Annotated in this window: 17 protein-coding genes and 3 pseudogenes; 13 read left to right on the plus strand and 7 right to left on the minus strand. The window is 64.0% G+C overall.

Annotated features, from left to right (window positions below; genetic code table 11):
* Positions 1-137: 137 nt before the first annotated feature.
* The 3 genes from MESS2_RS27465 to MESS2_RS27475 all read left to right on the plus strand — a co-directional run bounded on the left by MESS2_RS27465 (position 138) and on the right by MESS2_RS27475 (position 4,683).
* Positions 138-1,445 carry a DUF6638 family protein gene (locus MESS2_RS27465; RefSeq protein WP_008877865.1) on the plus strand — a complete coding sequence of 436 codons (1,308 nt, stop codon included), beginning with the start codon at positions 138-140 and terminating at the stop codon, positions 1,443-1,445.
* A 42-nt stretch (positions 1,446-1,487) separates the two neighbouring features.
* Positions 1,488-2,660: a DUF2333 family protein gene (locus MESS2_RS27470; RefSeq protein ID WP_008877866.1), complete on the plus strand. Its 1,173-nt coding sequence runs from the start codon at positions 1,488-1,490 to the stop codon at positions 2,658-2,660.
* Between the two features lie 343 nt (positions 2,661-3,003).
* Positions 3,004-4,683 (plus strand): formate--tetrahydrofolate ligase, encoded by a 1,680-nt coding sequence (locus MESS2_RS27475; RefSeq protein WP_008877867.1) that lies wholly within the window; start codon positions 3,004-3,006, stop codon positions 4,681-4,683.
* A 118-nt stretch (positions 4,684-4,801) separates the two neighbouring features.
* On the opposite strand, the gene MESS2_RS27480 is transcribed toward MESS2_RS27475, so the two are convergent.
* Positions 4,802-5,359 carry a sugar O-acetyltransferase gene (locus tag MESS2_RS27480; RefSeq protein ID WP_008877868.1) on the minus strand — a complete coding sequence of 186 codons (558 nt, stop codon included), beginning with the start codon at positions 5,357-5,359 and terminating at the stop codon, positions 4,802-4,804.
* A 144-nt stretch (positions 5,360-5,503) separates the two neighbouring features.
* On the opposite strand from MESS2_RS27480, the pseudogene MESS2_RS31605 reads away from it, so the two are divergent.
* The 6 genes and pseudogenes from MESS2_RS31605 to MESS2_RS27505 all read left to right on the plus strand — a co-directional run.
* A pseudogene (locus MESS2_RS31605) lies at positions 5,504-5,617 on the plus strand (DUF4126 domain-containing protein); the annotation flags it as partial.
* 55 nt (positions 5,618-5,672) lie between these two features.
* Complete coding sequence (locus tag MESS2_RS27485; RefSeq protein WP_008877869.1) at positions 5,673-7,049, plus strand: FAD-containing oxidoreductase; 1,377 nt, start codon at positions 5,673-5,675, stop codon at positions 7,047-7,049.
* Between the two features lie 274 nt (positions 7,050-7,323).
* Positions 7,324-8,502 (plus strand): MFS transporter, encoded by a 1,179-nt coding sequence (locus MESS2_RS27490; protein ID WP_008877870.1) that lies wholly within the window; start codon positions 7,324-7,326, stop codon positions 8,500-8,502.
* A gap of 86 nt (positions 8,503-8,588) precedes the next feature.
* Positions 8,589-9,644 carry a succinylglutamate desuccinylase/aspartoacylase family protein gene (locus tag MESS2_RS27495; RefSeq protein ID WP_008877871.1) on the plus strand — a complete coding sequence of 352 codons (1,056 nt, stop codon included), beginning with the start codon at positions 8,589-8,591 and terminating at the stop codon, positions 9,642-9,644.
* A 233-nt stretch (positions 9,645-9,877) separates the two neighbouring features.
* A complete protein-coding gene (locus tag MESS2_RS27500) occupies positions 9,878-12,067 on the plus strand; it encodes an anthranilate synthase (RefSeq protein ID WP_008877872.1) in 2,190 nt (729 codons plus the stop codon).
* Positions 12,068-12,075: 8 nt separating this feature from the next.
* On the plus strand, positions 12,076-13,023 hold the full coding sequence (locus MESS2_RS27505) for a cation diffusion facilitator family transporter (RefSeq protein WP_008877873.1): 948 nt from the start codon (positions 12,076-12,078) through the stop codon (positions 13,021-13,023).
* A 6-nt stretch (positions 13,024-13,029) separates the two neighbouring features.
* Here MESS2_RS27505 and MESS2_RS27510 read toward each other — a convergent pair.
* Positions 13,030-13,376: pseudogene (locus MESS2_RS27510) on the minus strand (PIN domain-containing protein).
* Between the two features lie 35 nt (positions 13,377-13,411).
* Positions 13,412-13,633, minus strand: coding sequence for a hypothetical protein (locus MESS2_RS33605; protein WP_008877875.1), 222 nt, complete (start codon positions 13,631-13,633; stop codon positions 13,412-13,414).
* Between MESS2_RS33605 and MESS2_RS34225 the strand changes: the two are divergent.
* From MESS2_RS34225 to MESS2_RS27530, 4 genes and pseudogenes are all read left to right on the plus strand, one after another.
* Positions 13,568-13,702, plus strand: a pseudogene (locus tag MESS2_RS34225) (DsrE family protein); the annotation flags it as partial. The gene MESS2_RS33605 and the pseudogene MESS2_RS34225 overlap by 66 nt on opposite strands.
* A 70-nt stretch (positions 13,703-13,772) precedes the next feature.
* Positions 13,773-14,573: an SDR family NAD(P)-dependent oxidoreductase gene (locus MESS2_RS27520; RefSeq protein ID WP_008877876.1), complete on the plus strand. Its 801-nt coding sequence runs from the start codon at positions 13,773-13,775 to the stop codon at positions 14,571-14,573.
* A 49-nt stretch (positions 14,574-14,622) separates the two neighbouring features.
* Positions 14,623-14,931 (plus strand): putative quinol monooxygenase, encoded by a 309-nt coding sequence (locus tag MESS2_RS27525; RefSeq protein ID WP_008877877.1) that lies wholly within the window; start codon positions 14,623-14,625, stop codon positions 14,929-14,931.
* 61 nt (positions 14,932-14,992) lie between these two features.
* Positions 14,993-16,081 carry an AbrB family transcriptional regulator gene (locus MESS2_RS27530; protein ID WP_040594145.1) on the plus strand — a complete coding sequence of 363 codons (1,089 nt, stop codon included), beginning with the start codon at positions 14,993-14,995 and terminating at the stop codon, positions 16,079-16,081.
* A gap of 25 nt (positions 16,082-16,106) precedes the next feature.
* Here the strand turns inward: MESS2_RS27530 and MESS2_RS27535 are convergent, their stop codons facing one another.
* Genes MESS2_RS27535 through MESS2_RS27550 form a run of 4 tightly spaced genes read right to left on the minus strand, consistent with a single transcriptional unit; the run spans position 16,107 to position 20,101 of the window.
* Positions 16,107-17,096 (minus strand): ABC transporter ATP-binding protein, encoded by a 990-nt coding sequence (locus tag MESS2_RS27535; RefSeq protein WP_008877879.1) that lies wholly within the window; start codon positions 17,094-17,096, stop codon positions 16,107-16,109.
* A complete protein-coding gene (locus MESS2_RS27540) occupies positions 17,093-18,109 on the minus strand; it encodes an ABC transporter ATP-binding protein (protein WP_008877880.1) in 1,017 nt (338 codons plus the stop codon). The genes MESS2_RS27535 and MESS2_RS27540 overlap by 4 nt, the downstream gene beginning before the upstream one ends.
* Positions 18,099-19,073, minus strand: a complete 975-nt coding sequence (locus MESS2_RS27545) for an ABC transporter permease (protein WP_008877881.1) — start codon at positions 19,071-19,073, stop codon at positions 18,099-18,101. The genes MESS2_RS27540 and MESS2_RS27545 overlap by 11 nt, the downstream gene beginning before the upstream one ends.
* Positions 19,073-20,101 (minus strand): ABC transporter permease, encoded by a 1,029-nt coding sequence (locus tag MESS2_RS27550; protein ID WP_008877882.1) that lies wholly within the window; start codon positions 20,099-20,101, stop codon positions 19,073-19,075. The genes MESS2_RS27545 and MESS2_RS27550 overlap by 1 nt, the downstream gene beginning before the upstream one ends.
* Positions 20,102-20,191 lie beyond the last annotated feature (90 nt).

Here is a 20,191-nt window from a genome sequence, read left to right on the forward strand (position 1 = left end):
TTGTGGGAGAAGGTGTCGCCGAAGGCGACGGATGAGGGGTGTTCCAGCTTGGCACCGATGGCATTCCGTCCAGCACCCCTCAACCGTCTCGGCGCTGCGCGCCGATCCACCTTCTCCCACAAGGGGAGAAGGGATAGGTGACCCAACCCGCCAAGAAACCCGACCTTTTGCGCGACAACGAGCTGATCTACGGCCGGCTGCTGACGGTCGACGAGCCGCATCTCATCCAGCGCTACAACAAGGCGCTTGCCGCCTTCGGGCTTAAGCCGACGAAGCTCCAGAGCTTCGAAATAGACCGCACTGGCTTTTCGCCTGAAGTGGCCGAGGAATGCGGCGATTACGGTTATCTCGATCCCAATGAGGTCAACCGCCGCTTCATCATCCTGACGCCGTCGCAGATCGACCTGCCGGTGGTGCACACGGCCTTTTCCAACACCTCGCAACTGATGTTCGAGTTCATGTCGAAGAACCAGCGCGCCATCGACGCGCTGACCATCAAGGATGTCATCTATGGCGAGATCGAGGACTCGGTCCCCAGGGTCAACGACATCGAGGACCTGCTGTCGATCAACCAGGTCGAGTTCAAGGTGCTGTCGGCGGAGGACGTTCTGGGCAAGGCAGCCGAGCTCGGCAAGCTCGTCGACCGGCTGAAGCAGGAGCCCGACGCCTGGCGCGACAATGCCATGCTAACCCGCATGGTTGAGCTGGCCAAGATCTGCGGCGACATCCGCGAGAACGCGCTGGTGCCCGACCAGGTGATCTTCCGCCACAACGCCTATTGGACCAGTCATTTCGGCGGGCTCTACGTGTTCGTCGATCCCGACATGACGACTGTCATCAGCGACCCGGCCGCACCCGGTTTCCGCCGCTCGCGGCCTTGGCAGGTGAGCTATCTCTCGATCAGCGATGCCGACAAGGTGTTCAAATTCCTGGCCGCGACCGGCCGCATCGAACTGCCGCGCGCCTCATGGATCGAGACTTCGGGCTATCTGGAACACCGCGCCGAAATGGTGGTGCGCGCGCTGATCCGCAATGCCGAGCCCGACCGCAACCTGACCGACGTCGACAAGGTCTGGCTGCAGACCTGGATCCACGGCAATACCGACCTGATCGCCAGGGACGGCAATTTTCCCTTCCTCAACGCCGCCAAGCGCGAGATCGCCCAGCTCGGCCACCTCAAGATCGAAGACGTGTTCCCGCAGCAGCGTTTCCTGGTGATCCGGGCCAAGCCCGACCATCCCGATGCCTGGCTGACCAACCAGCTGATCTCCGATTTCGTGCCGCAAGACTTCGTCTCGCGCTACGTCTTCAACAAGCCGGGCTTCTACAAGGACTTTGACGGCTACACCGACGCCTGGCGATCGCATGTTGTGGACGTTTTGAAAACCACATATCTGAAAGACAAGGCGGCGTTTCGCACACGCCTCTACGGCCTGACTGATTGAACGCCTGACTGAACGCTTGCCAGACTGAGGGGTGACATCGCCATGCTTGATCCGATCGTGAACTTCTTCACCCGGATTTTCCAGTGGATCGGCCGCGGCATCGGCTTTGTCATCGGCGTGGTTCTGTGGCCTTTCATGTGGGCCGGCCGCTGGTACACGCAGCGCGGCTGGATCCTGAAGGCGGTGCTCGGCCTTGCTCTGCTGGTGCTGGTTGGCCTCTATGCCAATTTCTTCTATGCTACCCAGTGGTGGAACAATTTCGACCCCGACTATCCCACCAAGATATTGGCGGCGTCGAACAGCCCGCAGATGGCGAACGCCCTAGCCGGCGACGCCGTCGCGCCGGCGGCGACGCAGGGCGCCGCCGGGGCCTCGGACACGGCCGGCCAGGCACCTGCCACGCCGCCGAGCTGCAAGCGCTCCGAGATCGCCGCCGTCACGGCCGATCTCATCGACTTCAATGTCAACCGGAATGCCTGGATCTCCTCGATGCTGGTGTCGAAGCTCGGCTTCTTCGGCGTCCCCTGGCGCAACACGCCCTTCTTCGACAACAAGGCCGCATTCCAGCTCGGTATTAACCAGGTGCTGCGCCGCACCACCACCGAACTTGTGGACACGCTGGGACGCGCCCGTGGCACCTCGCGCATAGACCAGAACCTACAGGACGCCAGGACGGCGATGTCCTGGGACGAGAACGCCTGGTACATCGGCCTGCGCGGGCCGACGCGCCCGACCCCGAGCGTGTATCGGGAAGCGAACCAGAAGGTCCGCGCCTTCAACACCAGCCTGGAGCAATGCCAAGCAACATTCGACGCGCGTGCCGACAACCTGCTACAGTTTCTGGACCGCATCGCCGGTGATATGGGCTCCACGTCAGACATCCTGCGCGGGCAGATCGAGGCTTCAGACGCCGGCTGGTTCGATCCGCGCGCTGACGACAGGTTCTGGTTCGCCTATGGCCAGCTTTACGCCTACTACGGAATCCTGAGCGCAACGCGCTCGGACTTTTCCTCCGTCATCCGGGAACGCAACCTGGCCACGGTTTGGGATACCATGCAGGTGCAGGTGCGCGACGCGCTCAACATGCAGCCGTGGATCATCTCCAACGGCAATGAGTCGAGCTTCATCTTTCCGTCGCACCTTGCCACCATGGGCTTCAACCTCTTGCGCGCACGCTCGCAGATCGTGGAGATTAGAGGAGTGCTCGACCGGTAGTCCCGCAGGGAAGTCGAGCCGCCACCGGCGCGACTTGCTGACGATCGCGCCGGCGAGAGAGCACGAAAGCCTGTCGCATTCCGTGCATTGTGCGGCTGTTTTGAGACGGCAGAAAGGCGCATCCTCTGGCTTCTATACGGCGCGGCAACCGGGCGCAAAGACCCCGAACAGGTCGACCCCGGGAGGCAGAAGCATTTTCTTCATAGGAAATATAGTTGCATGAAAGTTGACGCCGCGGCAGCGACAGGGTTAGAACAAGCCCCCACGCGCCTGCGGGCCGTTTCGAACATGCATCAGTGATCGAACCCGTCCCCTCCACCGTCCAATCCAGAGGAAAGCCGTCATGGCCGAAGTGAAGTCCGACATCGAGATCGCGCGCGCCGCCAAGAAGAAGCAGATCCTGGAGATCGGCCAGAAAATCGGCATCCCGAACGAGCACCTTTTGCCCTATGGTCACGACAAGGCAAAGGTCTCCGCCGAGTTCATCAACTCGGTGAAGGCAAACAAGGACGGCAAGCTGATCCTCGTTACCGCCATCAACCCGACGCCGGCCGGCGAAGGCAAGACGACCACCACGGTCGGCCTCGGCGATGGCCTCAACCGCATCGGCAAGAAGGCCATCGTGTGCATCCGCGAGGCCTCGCTAGGCCCGAATTTCGGCATGAAGGGTGGTGCGGCCGGCGGCGGCTATGCGCAGGTCGTGCCGATGGAGGACATGAACCTCCACTTCACCGGCGACTTCCACGCCATCACCACCGCCCACAACTTGCTCTCGGCGCTGATCGACAACCACATCTACTGGGGCAACGAACTCGGCATCGACACCCGTCGTGTCGTCTGGCGCCGCGTCATGGACATGAACGACCGCGCGCTGCGCGAGATCATCTCCTCGCTTGGCGGCGTCGCCAACGGTTTTCCGCGCGAGGCAGGCTTCGATATCACCGTCGCCTCGGAGGTCATGGCGATCCTCTGCCTCGCCACCGACCTCAAGGATCTCGAGAAGCGCCTCGGCGATATCATCGTCGCGTACCGCCGCGACAAGTCCGCCGTCTACGCCCGCGACCTCAAAGCCGACGGCGCGATGGCCGTGCTGCTCAAGGACGCCATGCAGCCCAACCTTGTCCAGACGCTGGAGAACAACCCGGCCTTTGTCCATGGCGGCCCGTTCGCCAACATCGCCCATGGCTGCAACTCGGTCGTCGCCACCACGACGGCGCTGAAGCTCGCCGACTATGTCGTCACCGAGGCCGGCTTCGGCGCCGATCTCGGCGCCGAAAAGTTCTTCGACATCAAGTGCCGCAAGGCCGGCCTGAAGCCGGCGGCAGCGGTCATCGTCGCCACCGTGCGCGCCATGAAGATGAACGGCGGCGTCAAGAAGGAAGACCTCGGCAAGGAGAACGTCGAAGCGGTGAAGAAGGGCTGCGCCAATCTGGGCCGTCACATTGAGAACATCAGGCAGTTCGGCGTGCCGGCGGTGGTCGCCATCAACCATTTCTATTCCGACACCGACGCCGAGATCCAGGCGATGAAGGACTACGTCGCCTCGATGGGCGAAGAGGCGATCCTGTGCAAGCACTGGGCCCAGGGCTCGGCCGGCATCGAGGAACTCGCCAATAAGGTGGTGGCGCTGGCCGAATCCGGCTCCTCGCAATTTGCGCCGCTCTATCCCGACGCGATGCCGCTGTTCGAGAAGATCAACACCATCGTCCAGCGCATCTATCGCGGCTCCGAAGCGATCGCCGACAAGTCGGTGCGCGACCAACTGCACGCCTGGGAGAAGGCCGGCTACGGCAATCTGCCGGTCTGCATGGCCAAGACCCAGTATTCCTTCTCGACCGACCCGAACCTGCGCGGCGCCCCGACCGGCCACACCGTGCCAGTGCGCGAGGTCAGGCTTTCGGCCGGTGCCGGCTTCGTCATCATCATCTGCGGCGAGATCATGACCATGCCCGGCCTGCCCAAGGCGCCGTCCTCGGAAAAGATCTTCCTCAACGAGGCGGGCCAGATCGAAGGACTGTTCTAAATCATCCGAACTCCAGACCGCCAAGGGCGCCGCATCGCGGCGCCCTTTGTTTTGAGGCGGTCTTCCGGCAAGGCGCGCCGGTCCCGGCTATCGCGGTCTTGAGAACAGCAGGCGGCGCTCAACCACGCTTGACCGGCCGGGCCGGATTGCCGACTACCGTAACATTCGGCGCTACATCGCGTGTCACCACGGCACCGGCGCCGATGATCGCGCCATCTCCGATGCTGACGCCGCCGAGGATGATGGCGCTGCCGCCTATCCAGACACTGGCGCCGATCTCGACCGGCCTGGCGATTTCCAGGCCTGCCTGCCGTCCCGCTGCTTGCCTGTGATGCTCGGCGCAATAGATCTGCACGTTGGGGCCGAGCAGCGTCCGCTTGCCGATGCGGACTGGCGCCGTATCGAGGAGAGTACAGCCCGCATTGAGAAAGACGCTGTCACCAAGGAAGATGTTGAAGCCGTAGGCACAATGGAACGGAGCCTCGATGCGGGCGCTCCCGCCCGCTGCGCCGAGCAGCGATTTGAGAGCGGGTCCGATATTGCCGCGGCGGCCGGGCGACAGGTTGTTGTGCTCGAAAACCGCATCGCGCGCGATGACCCGCAATGCCTCCAGTTCCTCATCGAGGCATGTGTACCACTCGCCCGCCGCCATTTTTGTACGCTCGCTTCCAGCCATGCCGGCGCCTCCTGTCTCAAGCTCGTTCCAAGGCACGGTCGATGCAAACTGGAAAGCTCCAGCATCGCCACTGGTCAAATGCCAAGCCTATGCTAGCCTGCTCTTGCCGGACTGTCCTGGACCGGTGATCGAGGGGGATCAATCATGCTTTACATTCTCGCACTGCTGATCGGCGTCATTGCCGGTCTTCGCGCCATGACCGCGCCGGCCGCGGTTGCCTGGGGCGCTTACCTCGGCTGGCTGCCGGTTGCCGGCACCTCATCGAGGACGCAGTGGCGATCATCGGCGGCCTGCTGATCGTGGCGGCCGTGGCATGACGGCCAAAACCTTCGACGCCATCGTCATCGGCGCCGGTCAGGCCGGCACTCCGCTCGCGGGCAGGCTGAACGCAGCCGGCATGAGCGTGGCGCTGATCGAGCGCAAGCTGGTCGGCGGCACCTGCGTCAACACCGGCTGCATCCCGACCAAGACCATGGTGGCGAGCGCCTATGCCGCGCATCTCGCCCGCCGCGCCGCCGACTATGGCGTGACGCTCGGCGGTCCCGTCGGCGTCGATTACAAAGCGATCAAGGCGCGCAAGGACAAGGTGTCGGGCGCTTCCCGCACCGGGCTGGAAGACTGGATCGCCGGCATGGACAAATGCACGCTCTATCGCGGCCATGCGCGTTTCGAATCCGTTAACACGGTCCGCGTCGGCGACGACCTGCTGAGCGCCGAAAAGATCTTCCTCAACACCGGCGGCCGCGCCTCGGTGCCCGACCTGCCCGGCGTTCACGACATCGACTACCTGACCAATTCATCGATGATGGATCTCGATGAGCTGCCGCGCCATCTGATCGTCGTCGGCGGCAGCTATGTCTCGCTCGAGTTCGCGCAGATGTTCCGCCGTTTCGGCTCCGATGTCACCGTCGTCGAAAAGAGCCCGCGGCTGACCGGCCGCGAGGATGAGGATGTCTCGGCCGCCATTCTGTCGATCCTCGAAAACGAAGGCATCACGGTTCACGTCGGCGCCGACGACATCGGTTTTGCCAGGAAGGGCAGCGACATTGCCGTGACCTTCTCGGCCGGCAAGGCGCCGGCGGTCGGTTCGCATGTGCTTTTGGCGCTGGGGCGGACACCCAACACCGACGATCTCGGCCTCGACAAGGCCGGTGTCGAGATCGACAAACGTGGCTTTGTGGTCGTCGATGACCAGTTGCGCACCAGCGTGCCCGGCATCTGGGCGATGGGCGATTGCAACGGCAAAGGTGCCTTCACCCACACCTCCTATAACGACTATGAGATCGTCGCCGCCAATCTGCTCGACAACGACCCGCGCAAGGTCAGCGATCGCATCGAGGCCTATGCGCTTTACATCGACCCGCCGCTCGGCCGCTGCGGCATGACCGAGACGGCGGTGAAAAAATCCGGCCGTCGCGCGCTGGTCGGCCAGCGGCCGATGACCCGCGTCGGCCGCGCCGTCGAAAAGGGCGAGACGCAAGGCTTCATGAAGATCCTGGTCGATGCCGACACCAGGGAGATTCTTGGCTGCTCGGTGCTCGGGCCGGGTGGCGACGAGGCGGTGCACTGCGTGCTCGACCTGATGTATGCCAAGGCGCCGGTCGACACGCTGGCTCGGGCAACCCATATCCACCCCAATGTCTCGGAGCTGCTGCCCACCATTGCCCAGGAGCTGAAGCCGCTGGTGTGAGATCTACTTCCCGGCTTCCAGTTCTGTCAGCATCGTCTCCAGTCGGCTCAGCAAGAGCACGGCCCCTTTCAGCTCGGCATCGCCGACCGCCCTACGGCACGATCAGCGCGCCTTGCCGAAACAAGACTGAGAACTAGTGCAAAACCGGAGCGGTTCGGCATCCGGTTTTTTCTGCTCTCCGCTTTCTGCAATGCTGCAATGCAGCAATCGCGCTTGTGCGGCCGCCCCATCTCCGGACAGTCTGACTTTTGAACCGATTCATTCTGGACGCTCCATGCCCTTACCCATCCTAGCGCTTGCCATTGCGTCGTTCTGCATCGGCACCACCGAATTCGTCATCATGGGCCTGCTGCCGGAGGTCGCCGCCGACCTCGGCGTTTCGATCCCTTCGGCCGGCCTTTTGGTCACCGGTTACGCGCTCGGCGTCGTCTTCGGCGCGCCGGTGATCGCGCTGGCCACTGCCCATCTGCCGCGCAAGCCGGTGCTGGTCGGGCTGGCCTCGCTGTTCGTCGTCGGTAATCTCTTCTGCGCCATCGCACCCAACTATTGGACGCTGATGGCCGCGCGCGTTTTTACCGCCTTCGGCCACGGCGCCTTCTTCGGCATCGGCTCGGTCGTTGCCGCAAGCCTCGTGCCGCGCAACAAGCGGGCCAGCGCAATGGCGCTGATGTTTGCCGGGCTGACGCTCTCCAACATCCTCGGCGTTCCCGGCGGCACCGCACTTGGCGAAGCCTTCGGCTGGCGCGCCACTTTCCTGGCCGTCGTCGGCATCGGCCTCATCTCGGTCGCGGCCATCGCCTGGCTGGTGCCATCTGATGTCGCTCAGCCAAGCAGCGGCGGCCTGCTCGGCGAGGTGCGTGTGCTCGGCAAGCTGCAGGTGTGGCTGGCTATGCTGATCTCGGCGCTGGCTTCCGCCAGCCTGTTTACCGTCTTCACCTACATCAAGCCCTATCTCACCGACGTATCCGGCCTTTCAACCGGAGCGGTCACCTGGGTGCTGCTTTTGTTCGGCGGCGGCATGACCATCGGCAACATCATCGGCGGCAGGCTGGCCGACTGGAAGCTGATGCCGACAGTGATCGGCACACTCTTGATGCTGGCGTTGCTATTGCTCGGCTTCGCCCAATTCGGCGCCGTCGCAGTGGTAGCCATCTCCATGGTTTTCCTGTGGGGCCTGCTTGTCTTCGTCGTCGTGCCGCCGCTGCAGATCCGCGTCGTCGAAGCGGCGTCCGAGGCGCCCAACCTTGCCGCCACGCTGAACCAGGGCGCCTTCAATGTCGGCAACGCCAGCGGCGCCTGGATCGGCGGGCTGGCGCTGTCCTTCGGCGTATCTTATGCCAATCTTCCATTGGTCGGAGCGGCACTCGCGCTGCTGGCCGTCGCCGTCGCGGTGATGTCCCAGGCACTGGACCGGCCTGCGCCTGTCGTCGCTCTTGGGACTCCGGCGGAATAGCCCTTGCGCCCATAGCGCGGCAGGCTGGACCAATCGACATCGGCACCTCCGATGGGCATGTCTTCTCGCTCTTGATGGAGGAAGTCATGCAGAAATCGATCGAGCGCATCGCCGGTGACAGCGAGGGGGTTTCCTACGAATTCCCGGTCTTTCGCTTCAAAGGCAGCGACAAGGCCGCACCTTCGGCCTATCTGCAAGCCGCCCTTCATGCCGGCGAACTGCCAGGCGTCGTCGCCATCGATGCGCTGATGCCAATGCTCGAAAAGGCCGAGGCTGAAGGCCGCATCAAGGGCGACATCACCATCGTTCCGCAGGCCAATCCAATCGGCCGCGCCCAGTATCATTTCGGCGAGCATCAGGGCCGCTTCCATCTGGGCACCCGCAACAACTTCAACCGCGGCTTTCCGCTGCTGGCGGCGCCCGACACCAAATTGCTGCCGGACACAGCACTCGGCACGGCCGACCAGCGGCTGAAGACGCGACTGCTCAGGCTTTCCATCGGCCACGACATCGTGCTCGACCTGCATTGCGACGACGAGGGCCTCGCCTATCTCTACGTCCACACCAGCCTGTGGCCTGATATGGCGGATTGCGCGGCAGCGATGGGCATCGATGCGGTGGTGTTGTGGGACGAGGATAGCGACGGCACTTTCGAAGGCGCCTCGATCATGCCGTACCAGAACGTTCCCGCCGATGTGGCGCGCTTCGACCGGCGCGTCGCCACCACGGTCGAATATCGCGGCATACTCGATGTCGACGGCGCTCTGGCCGCCTCCGATGCCGAAGGGCTTTATCGGCTGCTGGTGGCGCGCGGCGTGATCGCCGATACGGCCCTGCCCGCGCCCGGTCCGTTCACCGGTACTGTCGCGCCGCTCGAAAACATCGACATGATGCCGGCGCCACGGGCCGGCGCGGTGCTCTACGATGTGAAGCCCGGCGGCCGCGTCGCCAAGGGCGCGCGGCTCGCCACCATCGTCCACGCCCCGGGTGAAGCCGGTGGCCGCACCGAAGTGTTCGCGCCGCAAGCGGGTCTCATCCTGACCCGGCGTTCGCGGCGCATCATCCGCGCCGGCGAAGACCTGCTGAAGCTGGTCGGCGACAGCAAGAGCGCCGACGCCAGGTCAGGAACGCTGGAGGACTGAGGGCTCGAATCCAGTTGCATGGCCGTTCATTCGCCGCTATGGGACTCTCATGAACATGCGTTCGATCAAGACCGTTTGGTGGTGGGCTCGCTGACAGCGGCCTGTTCGAACGCGTTCGCGTGAAAATAGAGGGTGGCCGCAACGGAATGTCCGGGCGGCCATTTGTTTTTTACGCCATTCCCGGGTCCGTTGCCCCAAGAAGCTGAAATAGCAAGACGCTGATGGAGACGGCAATGACGACGAAAATTCTGGAAAACGGAGCCGAGCGCTTTGACACGGCAGGCGGCGTGACCATCACCCGCGAGCGCCACGAGCAGCCTTACGAAGGCGCGATCGACGCCTATGTCGACGGGCTGAATGCGCGCCGGGGCGCCGTGTTCTCCTCGAATTACGAATATCCCGGCCGTTACACGCGCTGGGATACCGCCATCATCGACCCGCCGCTGGTGATCTCGGCGTGTGGCCGCACTATCCGCATCGAGGCGCTGAACAGCCGTGGCGAGGTGCTCTTGCCTGTCATCGGCAACGCGCTTGCCGGCCTTGCCGAAGTGACAATCGCCGAGACATCGAAAAGTCTCATCCGCCTCGATGTGGCCAAGCCCGGCCGCGTCTTCACCGAGGAGGAGCGCAGCCGCGTGCCGTCGGTGTTTACGGTCCTGCGCGCCATCACTGCTCTGTTCAAGACGGAAGAAGACGCCAATCTCGGTCTCTACGGCGCCTTCGGCTACGATCTCGCCTTCCAGTTCGATCCGGTCGACTACAAGCTCGAGCGCAAGCCAAGCCAGCGCGACCTGGTGCTGTTCCTGCCCGACGAGATCCTCGTCGTCGACCATTATTCGACCAAGGCATGGACCGACCGCTATGACTATTCGGGCCAGGGATTTTCGACGCAAGGCCTGCCGCGCGACGCCTTCGTCGAGCCGTTCAAGACCGCCGACCGCATCCCGCCACGCGGCGACCATGAGCCCGGCGAATATGCCAATCTGGTGCGCAAGGCGATGGAGAGCTTCAAGCGCGGCGACCTGTTCGAGGTGGTGCCCGGCCAGATGTTCTACGAACGCTGCGAGACGCCACCATCGGACATTTCGCGCAAGCTGAAGTCGATCAACCCCTCGCCCTATTCCTTCTTCATCAATCTCGGCGAAGGCGAATATCTGATCGGCGCCTCGCCCGAAATGTTCGTGCGCGTCAACGGCCGCCGCGTCGAGACCTGCCCGATCTCGGGCACGATCAAGCGCGGCGACGACGCCATCTCCGACTCAGAGCAGATCCTGAAGCTGCTCAATTCGAAGAAGGACGAATCCGAACTCACAATGTGCTCGGACGTCGACCGCAACGACAAGTCCAGGGTCTGCGAGCCCGGCTCGGTGCGCGTCATCGGTCGCCGCCAGATCGAGATGTATTCGCGCCTGATCCACACCGTCGATCACATCGAGGGACGGCTGCGCGAAGGCATGGACGCTTTTGACGCGTTCCTTTCGCATGCCTGGGCGGTCACCGTCACCGGCGCGCCGAAATTGTGGGCCATGCGCTTCATCGAGCAGAACGAGAAGAGCCCGCGCGCCTGGTATGGCGGGGCGATCGGCATGGTCAATTTCAACGGCGACATGAACACCGGCCTGACGCTTCGCACCATCCGCATCAAGGACGGCATCGCCGAGGTGCGCGCCGGCGCCACGCTGCTCTTCGACAGCATCCCCGAGGAAGAAGAAGCCGAAACCGAACTGAAGGCATCCGCCATGCTCTCCGCCATCCGCGACGCCAAATCAGGCAATGCCGCCAGCACCGAACGCAGCACCGCGCGTGTCGGCGACGGCGTCAACATCCTTTTGGTCGACCACGAGGACTCCTTCGTCCACACGCTCGCCAATTATTTCCGCCAGACCGGCGCCAATGTCTCGACCGTGCGCACGCCGGTGCCTGACGAGGTCTTCGACCGGCTGAAGCCCAATCTGGTCGTGCTCTCGCCCGGCCCCGGCACGCCGAAGGACTTCGACTGCGCCGCCACCATCAAGCGCGCCCGGTCGCGTGAGCTGCCGATCTTCGGCGTCTGCCTCGGCCTGCAGGCGCTGGCCGAGGCCTATGGCGGCGAGCTGCGGCAACTGCATGTGCCGATGCACGGCAAACCCTCGCGCATTCGCGTGTCGAAGCCGGGTATCATCTTCTCCGGCCTGCCCAAGGAAGTGACGGTCGGCCGCTACCATTCGATATTCGCCGATCCGGTGCGCCTGCCCGACGACTTCATTGTCACGGCCGAGACCGAGGACGGCGTCATCATGGCGTTCGAGCATCGCAAGGAGCCGATCGCCGCTGTGCAATTCCACCCCGAGTCGATCATGACGCTCGGCCACAATGCCGGCATGCGCATCATCGAGAACATCGTGGCGCATCTGCCGCGCAAGGCCCGGGAAAAGGCCGCTTAGGACTACGGATGAACGCGGCTTCCCCAGCGACCGCGGCAGACGCAAAAGCCGCAGCCAGGCGCAAGGTCGCCAGCCTCGCCTTCTGGTCGATCGTCGTCGCTTACATCGTGCTCGGCCTGAAGCTGGCGGCCTGGTATGTCACCGGTTCCGTCGCGCTGTATTCGGACGCGCTGGAATCGATCGTCAACGTCATTGCCTCGGCTGCCGCCTACTGGGCGATCCGGGTCAGCTACAAGCCGGCCGACCAGGATCATCCCTTCGGCCATCACAAGGCCGAGTATTTCTCGGCCGTTCTGGAAGGCGTGCTGATCGTGCTGGCGGCGCTGCTGATCCTGAACGAGGTCTGGTCGTCCTGGCGCCATCCCGCCCCGCTCGAACAACCCTGGACCGGCCTTGCCATCAACGGCGTCGCGACGGTCATCAACGCCTTCTGGGCGTGGACCCTGATCCGTGCCGGTCGCGCCGAGAAATCGCCGGCGCTTGTCGCCGACGGCGGGCACATCATGACCGACGTGGTGACGTCGGTCGGCGTCTTCGCCGGCCTGGTCGGCGTCGTGCTGACCGGCTGGCAGATCCTCGACCCGGCACTTGCCGTCATCGTCGCGCTCAACATCCTTTGGCAAGGCTGGCACGTCATCGGCTCATCGATGAACGGGCTGATGGACCGCGCCGTCGACACGCAGGAACACATGCACATCCGCGACATCATCTCGGCCAATTGCAAGGGCGCGCTGGAAGTGCATGATCTGAAGACGCGCATTGCCGGCCGCGCCACCTTTATCGAGTTCCATCTGGTCGTCGATGCCGCCATGTCGGTGGGCGCCAGCCACGTCATCTGCGACTGTATCGAGGACGCACTGAAGGCGGAAATCCCCTCGGTGCGCGTCACCATCCATGTCGAGCCGGACGACGAGGCAAAACTGCCCAAGGGCACGACGGCCGTGCCGTTCGCGTGAAGCAGCTCACCACGTCTCGACCGCGAGATTTTTGATCCGCTCGAACTCCCGCACATTGCGGGTCACCAGCGTGAGGTTCCGGGCACGCGCCTGCCCGCCGATCAGCGCACCATAAGGACCAATCGGAGTCCCCAACGTCGCGAGCGCCGCCCGAATATCACCGGCATGCCTTGCGTCTTCCCGATCGAATTCCAGCACCGGAAACTGCAACGCTTCGATGCGCGCAAGATTATCGGCCTTTGTTGGCTCTTCTGCGCACCAAAGTACAATTCATGCACGACGATGGCAGAAAGCGCGAAATCCCGCGGCCGGAGGGGCTTGAGCCGCGCCAGCAGATTCGCATCGCCTTTCATGATTGCGATGACGGCGTTGGTGTCGAGCAGATAGATCACTTGAAGAGGTCGTCCAATGCCGGTCGGTCCTGCTCAGCCGGACGTTCCAGCGTCGCCTTGACGAAATCGTCGTCTAGGGTTCCGATCACCATCAGGTTCAGCCGATAGACCTTGTCGTCCGACGTGGTCTTGCCGTCGTCCGCGATTTCCGGCATGCCCGCGCCAACACCATGCACGGCATGGACATTGCGCTTTCCGACCTGCTCGACGGCTTCCACGCCGCCGAAACCGGTGGTGTCGTCAAGCTCGCGGAACTGGAGCGCCAGGGCTACGCCTACCTCAGGCCCTTATCCGAAGGGCTTGAATACGGAGGCGGCAAGGGCCTACGAAGGACGGGCAGAGATCCGGAGGATAGACGTGCCAGCCACCGCAACCGCCCCAATCATTCCCGGCCTGGCCATTCCCGATCTCGCCGGCAAGGCGGTGCTGGTCACCGGCGCATCGACCGGCATCGGGGCAGCACTTGCGCTGGCCTATGCCGCGCAGAAATGTCGCGTCGCTCTACACTACAATTCGAGCCAGGAGGCGGCCGAAAAGCTTGGCCGGACGATCCGCGACGGCGGCGGCGAGGTGTTCCTCGTCCAGGGCGATTTCTCGATCCCCGCCGATGTCGAGCGCGTGGTCGAGGACAGCGCGCAACATTTCGGCCGGCTCGACGGCCTGGTCAACAATGCCGGCGGCATGCTCGGCCGCGTGCCCTATGCCGAACTGACCGAGACGCATTACGACGCGGTGATGGACCTCAACGCACGTTCCGTGCTCACCGCCTCGCGCAAGGCGATCCCATGGCTGAAGCGCCAGGGCGGCTTCATCGTCAACACCTCCTCGATCGCCGCGCGCAACGGCGCCGGTGGCGGCGCCGGCCTCTACGGCTCATCCAAGGCCTTCGTCTCCAATGTGACGCGCGGCATGGCCAAGGAACTGATCGGCTTCGGCATCCGCGTCAACGCGGTGGCGCCCGGCACCATCGCCACGGCGTTCCATGAGCGCTATTCGACCGACGAGCAGATGAAGGGCATGGTGGCCACCATACCTCAAGGCCGTGCCGGCACGCCGCAGGATTGCGTCGGCGCCTATCTGTTCCTCTCCTCCGATCTGCTGAGCGGCTACATCACCGGCCAGGTGATCGAGGTCAATGGCGGCCAGTTGATGCCTTGATCCGCGATCTGCATACTCCTGCCGCGGAATCTGAATGGAGACAAAGGCGATGTACGGACTGATCGGCAAGATGCGTGCGGCGCGCGGCAAACGCGATGCAGTCATGGACGTTCTGCGCGCCAGCACCGGCGCCCTGCCCGGCTGCCTGAGCTACATCGTCGCCACCGACCCGGCCGACGCCGACGCGATCTGGGTAACCGAAGTATGGACCGATCAGGCTAGCCACAAGGCCTCCCTGCAACTGCCGGAAGTCCAGGCGGCGATCGCCAAGGCGCGCCCCTTCATCGCCGGCTTCGAATTCCAGGTCGAAACTCACCCCGTCGGCGGTTTCGGCCTGACCGACGGCAAAACTGGCTGACGGTCGGGAGCGGACGCAAGTTGGGAGTTTTCTCCGGCAACGTGCTTCGCATTCTTCCTGCATGGATTCCTCGCCAGACCAGCCATCCGTCGAACGCATGGCGCGAATGCACAAGGGCTGGCAGTGGCTGGTCCTTCTGGTGCTCTCGATCCTCTTCGCCGGCGCGCTGGAACTCGCCGCCTTGCCGGCGGCACTGCTGATCGGACCTATGCTGGCAGCGATCCTCGCCGGCACCAACGGCGCCACGGTGCGCGTCCCGCTCCCCCTGTTCGGTTCCGCGCAGGCGATCGTCGGCTGCCTTGTCGCCAGTTCGATCTCTACCGACATCTTCGCGGTCTTCTACAGGGAATGGCCACTCTTCCTCGGCGTGGTGATGGCGACCGTCGCGGCCTCCAGCCTGCTCGGCTGGCTGATCAGCCGCTGGCGCATCCTGCCCGGCACCACCGCGGTCTGGGGCTCGTCACCGGGCGCGGCCACGGCCATGGTGCTGATGGCCGGCGCCTTCGGCGCGGACCAGCGCCTCGTTGCCTTCATGCAATATCTGCGCGTCATCTTCGTCTCGATGACGGCGGCCCTGATCGCGCGCATGTGGGTCGACACGTCGGGCATCGAGATTCCGCCCATCGTCTGGTTTCCACCGATCGATCCACAAGCCTTCGCCGCCACCATCGGTATCGCGCTCGTCGGCGGCCTGATGGGGAAGCTGTTCAGGCTCCCGTCGCCTTTCTTTCTCGGCACTTTCATCTTCGGCGCGGTGATTCATCTCGACCTTGGCGTGCCTATGCAATTGCCAAACTGGCTGCTGGCCCTCAGCTATGCGATGGTCGGATGGTCGATCGGGCTGAACTTCACCCGCCCGATCCTGCGTCACGCGACGCGGGCCCTGCCGCAGATCGTCGGCTCGATCATCGTGCTGATCGCCTTTTGCGGCGGCCTCGGCTTCATGATCAGCCACTTGCTTGGCGTCGATCCGTTGACCGCCTATCTGGCGACCAGCCCCGGCGGCATGGACAGTGTCGCCATCATCGCCGCCGCCGCGCAGAACGTCGACATCTCCTTCGTCATGGCGCTGCAATCGGCCCGCTTCCTGGTCGTGCTGCTGGTCGGGCCGAGCGTGGCGCGCCTGGTTGCGCGAGCGGTCAGGGAATAGGCAAAGTCGCCTCGCCTGAACTCTCCTAGCCTCCCCGCGGGTGATGGCAGGCGACAAAATGGGCTTTGTCCACGAGGGAAAGAACAGGGCGTTGCTGGCGACAGACCGTAGTCGCCGCCACGCAGCGCGTGTGGAAGCGGCAGCCCGACGGCGGATCGAGCGGGCTTGGCAGATCGCCCTTAAGCACGATCCGCTGGCCCGGACGATTGTCGACGTCGGGAACCGGCACCGCCGAGCGAAGTGCCGCGGTGTAGTGATGCCGAGGCGCTGAAAAGACCGCGTCGACGGGCCCGGTTTCGACGATCGAACCCATATACATCACCGCCACCCGCGACGCGAACTGCCTGACCACCGAGAGGTCGTGGGCGATGAACACATAGGTCAGACTGAACTCGTCGCGCAGGTCGCAAAGCAGGTTGATGATCTGCGCCTGGATCGACACATCCAGCGCCGACACCGGTTCGTCGGCAACGATCAGGCGCGGCTTCAGCGCCAGGGCGCGCGCGATGCCGATCCGCTGGCGCTGCCCTCCCGAGAATTCATGCGGGAAACGCTGCGCGTGTTCCGGAAGCAATTCGACACGGACAAGCAGCTCCTCGACGCGGTCCATCATTTCCGATCGCGACAGCTTTTCATGCACGCGGAACGGGTCCGCCAGCAGATCGCCGACGCGCCGGCGCGGATTGAGCGAGGCGGCGGGATCCTGAAACACCATCTGCATCTGGCGGCGTAGCGGGCGAAGCTGCCTTTGCGAGGCACTGGTGATGTCCCTGCCTTCGAATTCCAGCGCCCCGGAAGTGATTTCGGTGAGCCGGACGAGGCAGCGTCCCAGCGTCGACTTTCCGCAGCCCGACTCGCCGACGATGCCAAGCGTCTCGCCCGGGAAGATGTCGAGCGAGACCTGCTCCACGGCATGGACGATCCGCCTTTGCACCGGAAAGGGCGAACGCCCCACGCGATAGCGTTTCGACAGATCGCTGGTCCGCACGAGCGGTTGCGGTCTGGGCTCGGTCATGCCGGTATCCTGCCGGTCAGGGTTCGGCGCAGATCCTGGCGGCTATCCTGCGGCAGGAAACAGGCCGACCGGTGCCCTCCCGCTCCGCCGAGCGAAGGCTGCGCGACGCAGGCTTCGTGCCGGAACGTGCATCGCGGCCCGAAGGCACAACCTTGCGGCATCTGGCTCGGTTTCGGCGGGCTGCCGGGAATGGCGGTCAGCCGCGCGGGGCGCGGACCGCGCATCGGCGGGATCGAGGCGAACAGGCCCCATGCATAGGGGTGAAGCGGCTCGCGGAAGAGCTGCCCCTTGCCGCCTTCCTCGACCACGCGCCCGGCATACATCACCAGCACGCGATCGGCGACTTCGGCGACCACGCCGAGGTCGTGGGTGACCAGGATCACGGCGGATCCGAAAGCATCGCGCAATCGTCCGATCAGCTCCAGGATTTGCGCCTGCACCGTCACGTCGAGCGCGGTCGTCGGCTCGTCGGCAATCAGCAGTGCCGGATTGCACGACAACGCCATTGCGATCACCGCACGCTGGCGCATGCCGCCGGAGAACTGGTGCGGGTAGCGGTCTACGGCACTCTCAGGACTGGGCAGGCCGACCGCATCGAGCAATTCCACCGCCCGCTTGCGCGCGGCGGTGCGCGACACGTTCTCATGCGCACGGATCTGCTCGATGATCTGGTCGCCGATCGTATGGACCGGCGTCAGCGCCGTCATCGGATCCTGGAAGATCATTGCGATCTGCCGGCCGCGGACGGCGTCGAGCGCACGGCGCTTCAGCCCCAGCAACTCCTGGCCAAGAAAGCGAACCGACCCGCTAACGACGGCATTGGGGCTGTTGATCAGCCCCATAATGGCAAGCAGGGTCTGGCTCTTGCCCGAGCCGCTTTCACCAACGACGCCGACGATCTCGCGCCGCTCGACCGAAAACGAGACGCCGCTGACGGCGGGCACCACGCCCCCCTCCGTGCGGAATGAGATGCAAAGGTTCTCGACGACCAGCAGCGGCGCATCAGTGGGCATCTCTAACCCTCGGATCGATGAAGACAAAGGCGACGTCGACAATGAAATTGGCCATGACCACGAAGAACGAGGCATAGATGACGGTCGCCAGGATCATCGGCAGATCGAGCGTCTGCAAGGCTCCGTAGGTGAGCTTGCCGACCCCTTGCAGGCCGAAGACCACCTCCGTCAGCAAGGCGCCGCCCCCGACCAGGGCGCCGAAATCGAGCCCGAACATGGTGACGAAGGCGACGAGCGAGGTTCTGAGCCCATGGCGGAGCAGCACCCGCCGCTCGCCGATGCCCTTGGCGCGCGCCGTGCGGATGAAATCCTCCTGCATGGTCTCGATGATGCTGGCCCGCAGCACCCGCCCATAAAGCCCGATGTACAGCGTGGCCAGCGTGAACCAGGGAATGACCAGCGCCTTGAACCAGCCCCAAGGATTGTCAGTAAAGGCGATATAGCCGAGCGGCGGCACCCACGAGAACAGCCAGGTGTCATGCCAGCGGCTCTGCGTGACCAGATTGGCGACTTCGCCAAGCCAGAAAACCGGTATCGACACGCCGATCAGACTGAGGATCATCAACATCCGGTCGAGCCACGTGCCGCGTGTCGCCCCGGCGACCACACCGACGATCAGCCCGCCGAGAACCCATAAGACAGCGGCGCCGAGCACCAGTGACAAGGTGATCGGGATCGCCTCGAGCACCGTTGGCACGACCTTCTGGCCGCGATTGACGAAGGAGGTGAGGTCGCGGCTGATGAAAAGTCGCTCCATCATCAGCGCGTACTGGACGGGGAGCGTCCGGTCGAGGCCGAAATCGTGCCGCACCTGGGCCAGCGTCTCCTGCGAAGCGTTGCGCCCGGCAATGCGCGCCGACGGATCTGCCCCCGGGGTGGCGAAAAAGATCAGGAAGGCAACGACGCTGATGCCGAACATCACCAGCACCATCTGCCCGAGCCGGGAAACGAGCGCCGCCAGCATCAGGCGACCCTGATCGAGGATTTCGGGTCGAGCGCGTCGCGTACCCCGTCGCCCAATATGTTCAGCGCCAGCACGCAGATGACGATTGCCAGCCCTGGCGCCAGGGCGACGATCGGGCGCGAATAGAGCAATCCCTGCCCGTCCTGGATGATCGTCCCCCAGCTGGCATCGGGCGGCTGCACGCCGATGGACAGGAAGGACAACGAGGATTCCGTCATCATGTTCAGCGCCAGGATGAGCGGCACGAAGACGATGACCCGGGTAATGACATTGGGCAGGATGTCGTAGAGCAGGATGCGCCAGGGCGAGGCGCCGATGCCGATTGCCGCCGTGACGAACTCGGCCTGCATCAGCGACAGGACATGGCCACGGATGGGCCTGGCGACATAAGGCACATAGACGATACCGATGATGAAGATCGGCAGCCAGAGACTGCCGGAGCGGATTTCGATCGGCCCGATGGTGATGCTTTGCGTGATCAGCACGATCGACAGCGAAATCGCCAGCAGGAAGATTGGAAACGCCCACAGCACATCGAGAATACGCGACAGCAAGGTGTCGACCAGGCCGCCGAAAAAGCCGGAAACGACGCCGAGCAATGTCGCCAGGCCAAGGCATATCAGCGCCGCGGCGCCGGCGATCAGCAGCGAATTGCGGCCGCCGTAAAGCAGCCGGGCGGCGACGTCGCGGCCCTGATTGTCGGCACCCAGCATATAGGGGCCGAAATCCCAGGTCGGTCCGAGCGGCGTGAAGCCGAGGCCGAGACCTTCGGTCGAAGGTTCCAGCACTTGCCTGGTCTCGCCATGGATGACGATCTCGCCGTTGAGATTGGTGGCGAAGGGATCGGTCCCGGACACATGGCGGGCATAGAGGGGTGCTGCCAGCGAAGCGGCGGTGATCAGCACCAGCACGCCGAACGCCATGATGGCGGCCCGATCCGCCCTGAGCTTGCGCCACGCCGTGCGCCATGGCCCCTCGGCGCCCCGGTGGCTCCGAACCAGCGCTTGCCCGGCACTCAGATTGTCCATGATCGTGTGAATTTCAGAGGCTTGGACTGCAAAAGTTCGGACTCGAAAGTGCACCGATCAGCGGGAAAAGCAACCACGGCGTAAGATTGC

Source organism: Mesorhizobium metallidurans STM 2683 (assembly GCF_000350085.1).
Taxonomy (GTDB): Bacteria; Pseudomonadota; Alphaproteobacteria; order Rhizobiales; family Rhizobiaceae; genus Mesorhizobium; species Mesorhizobium metallidurans.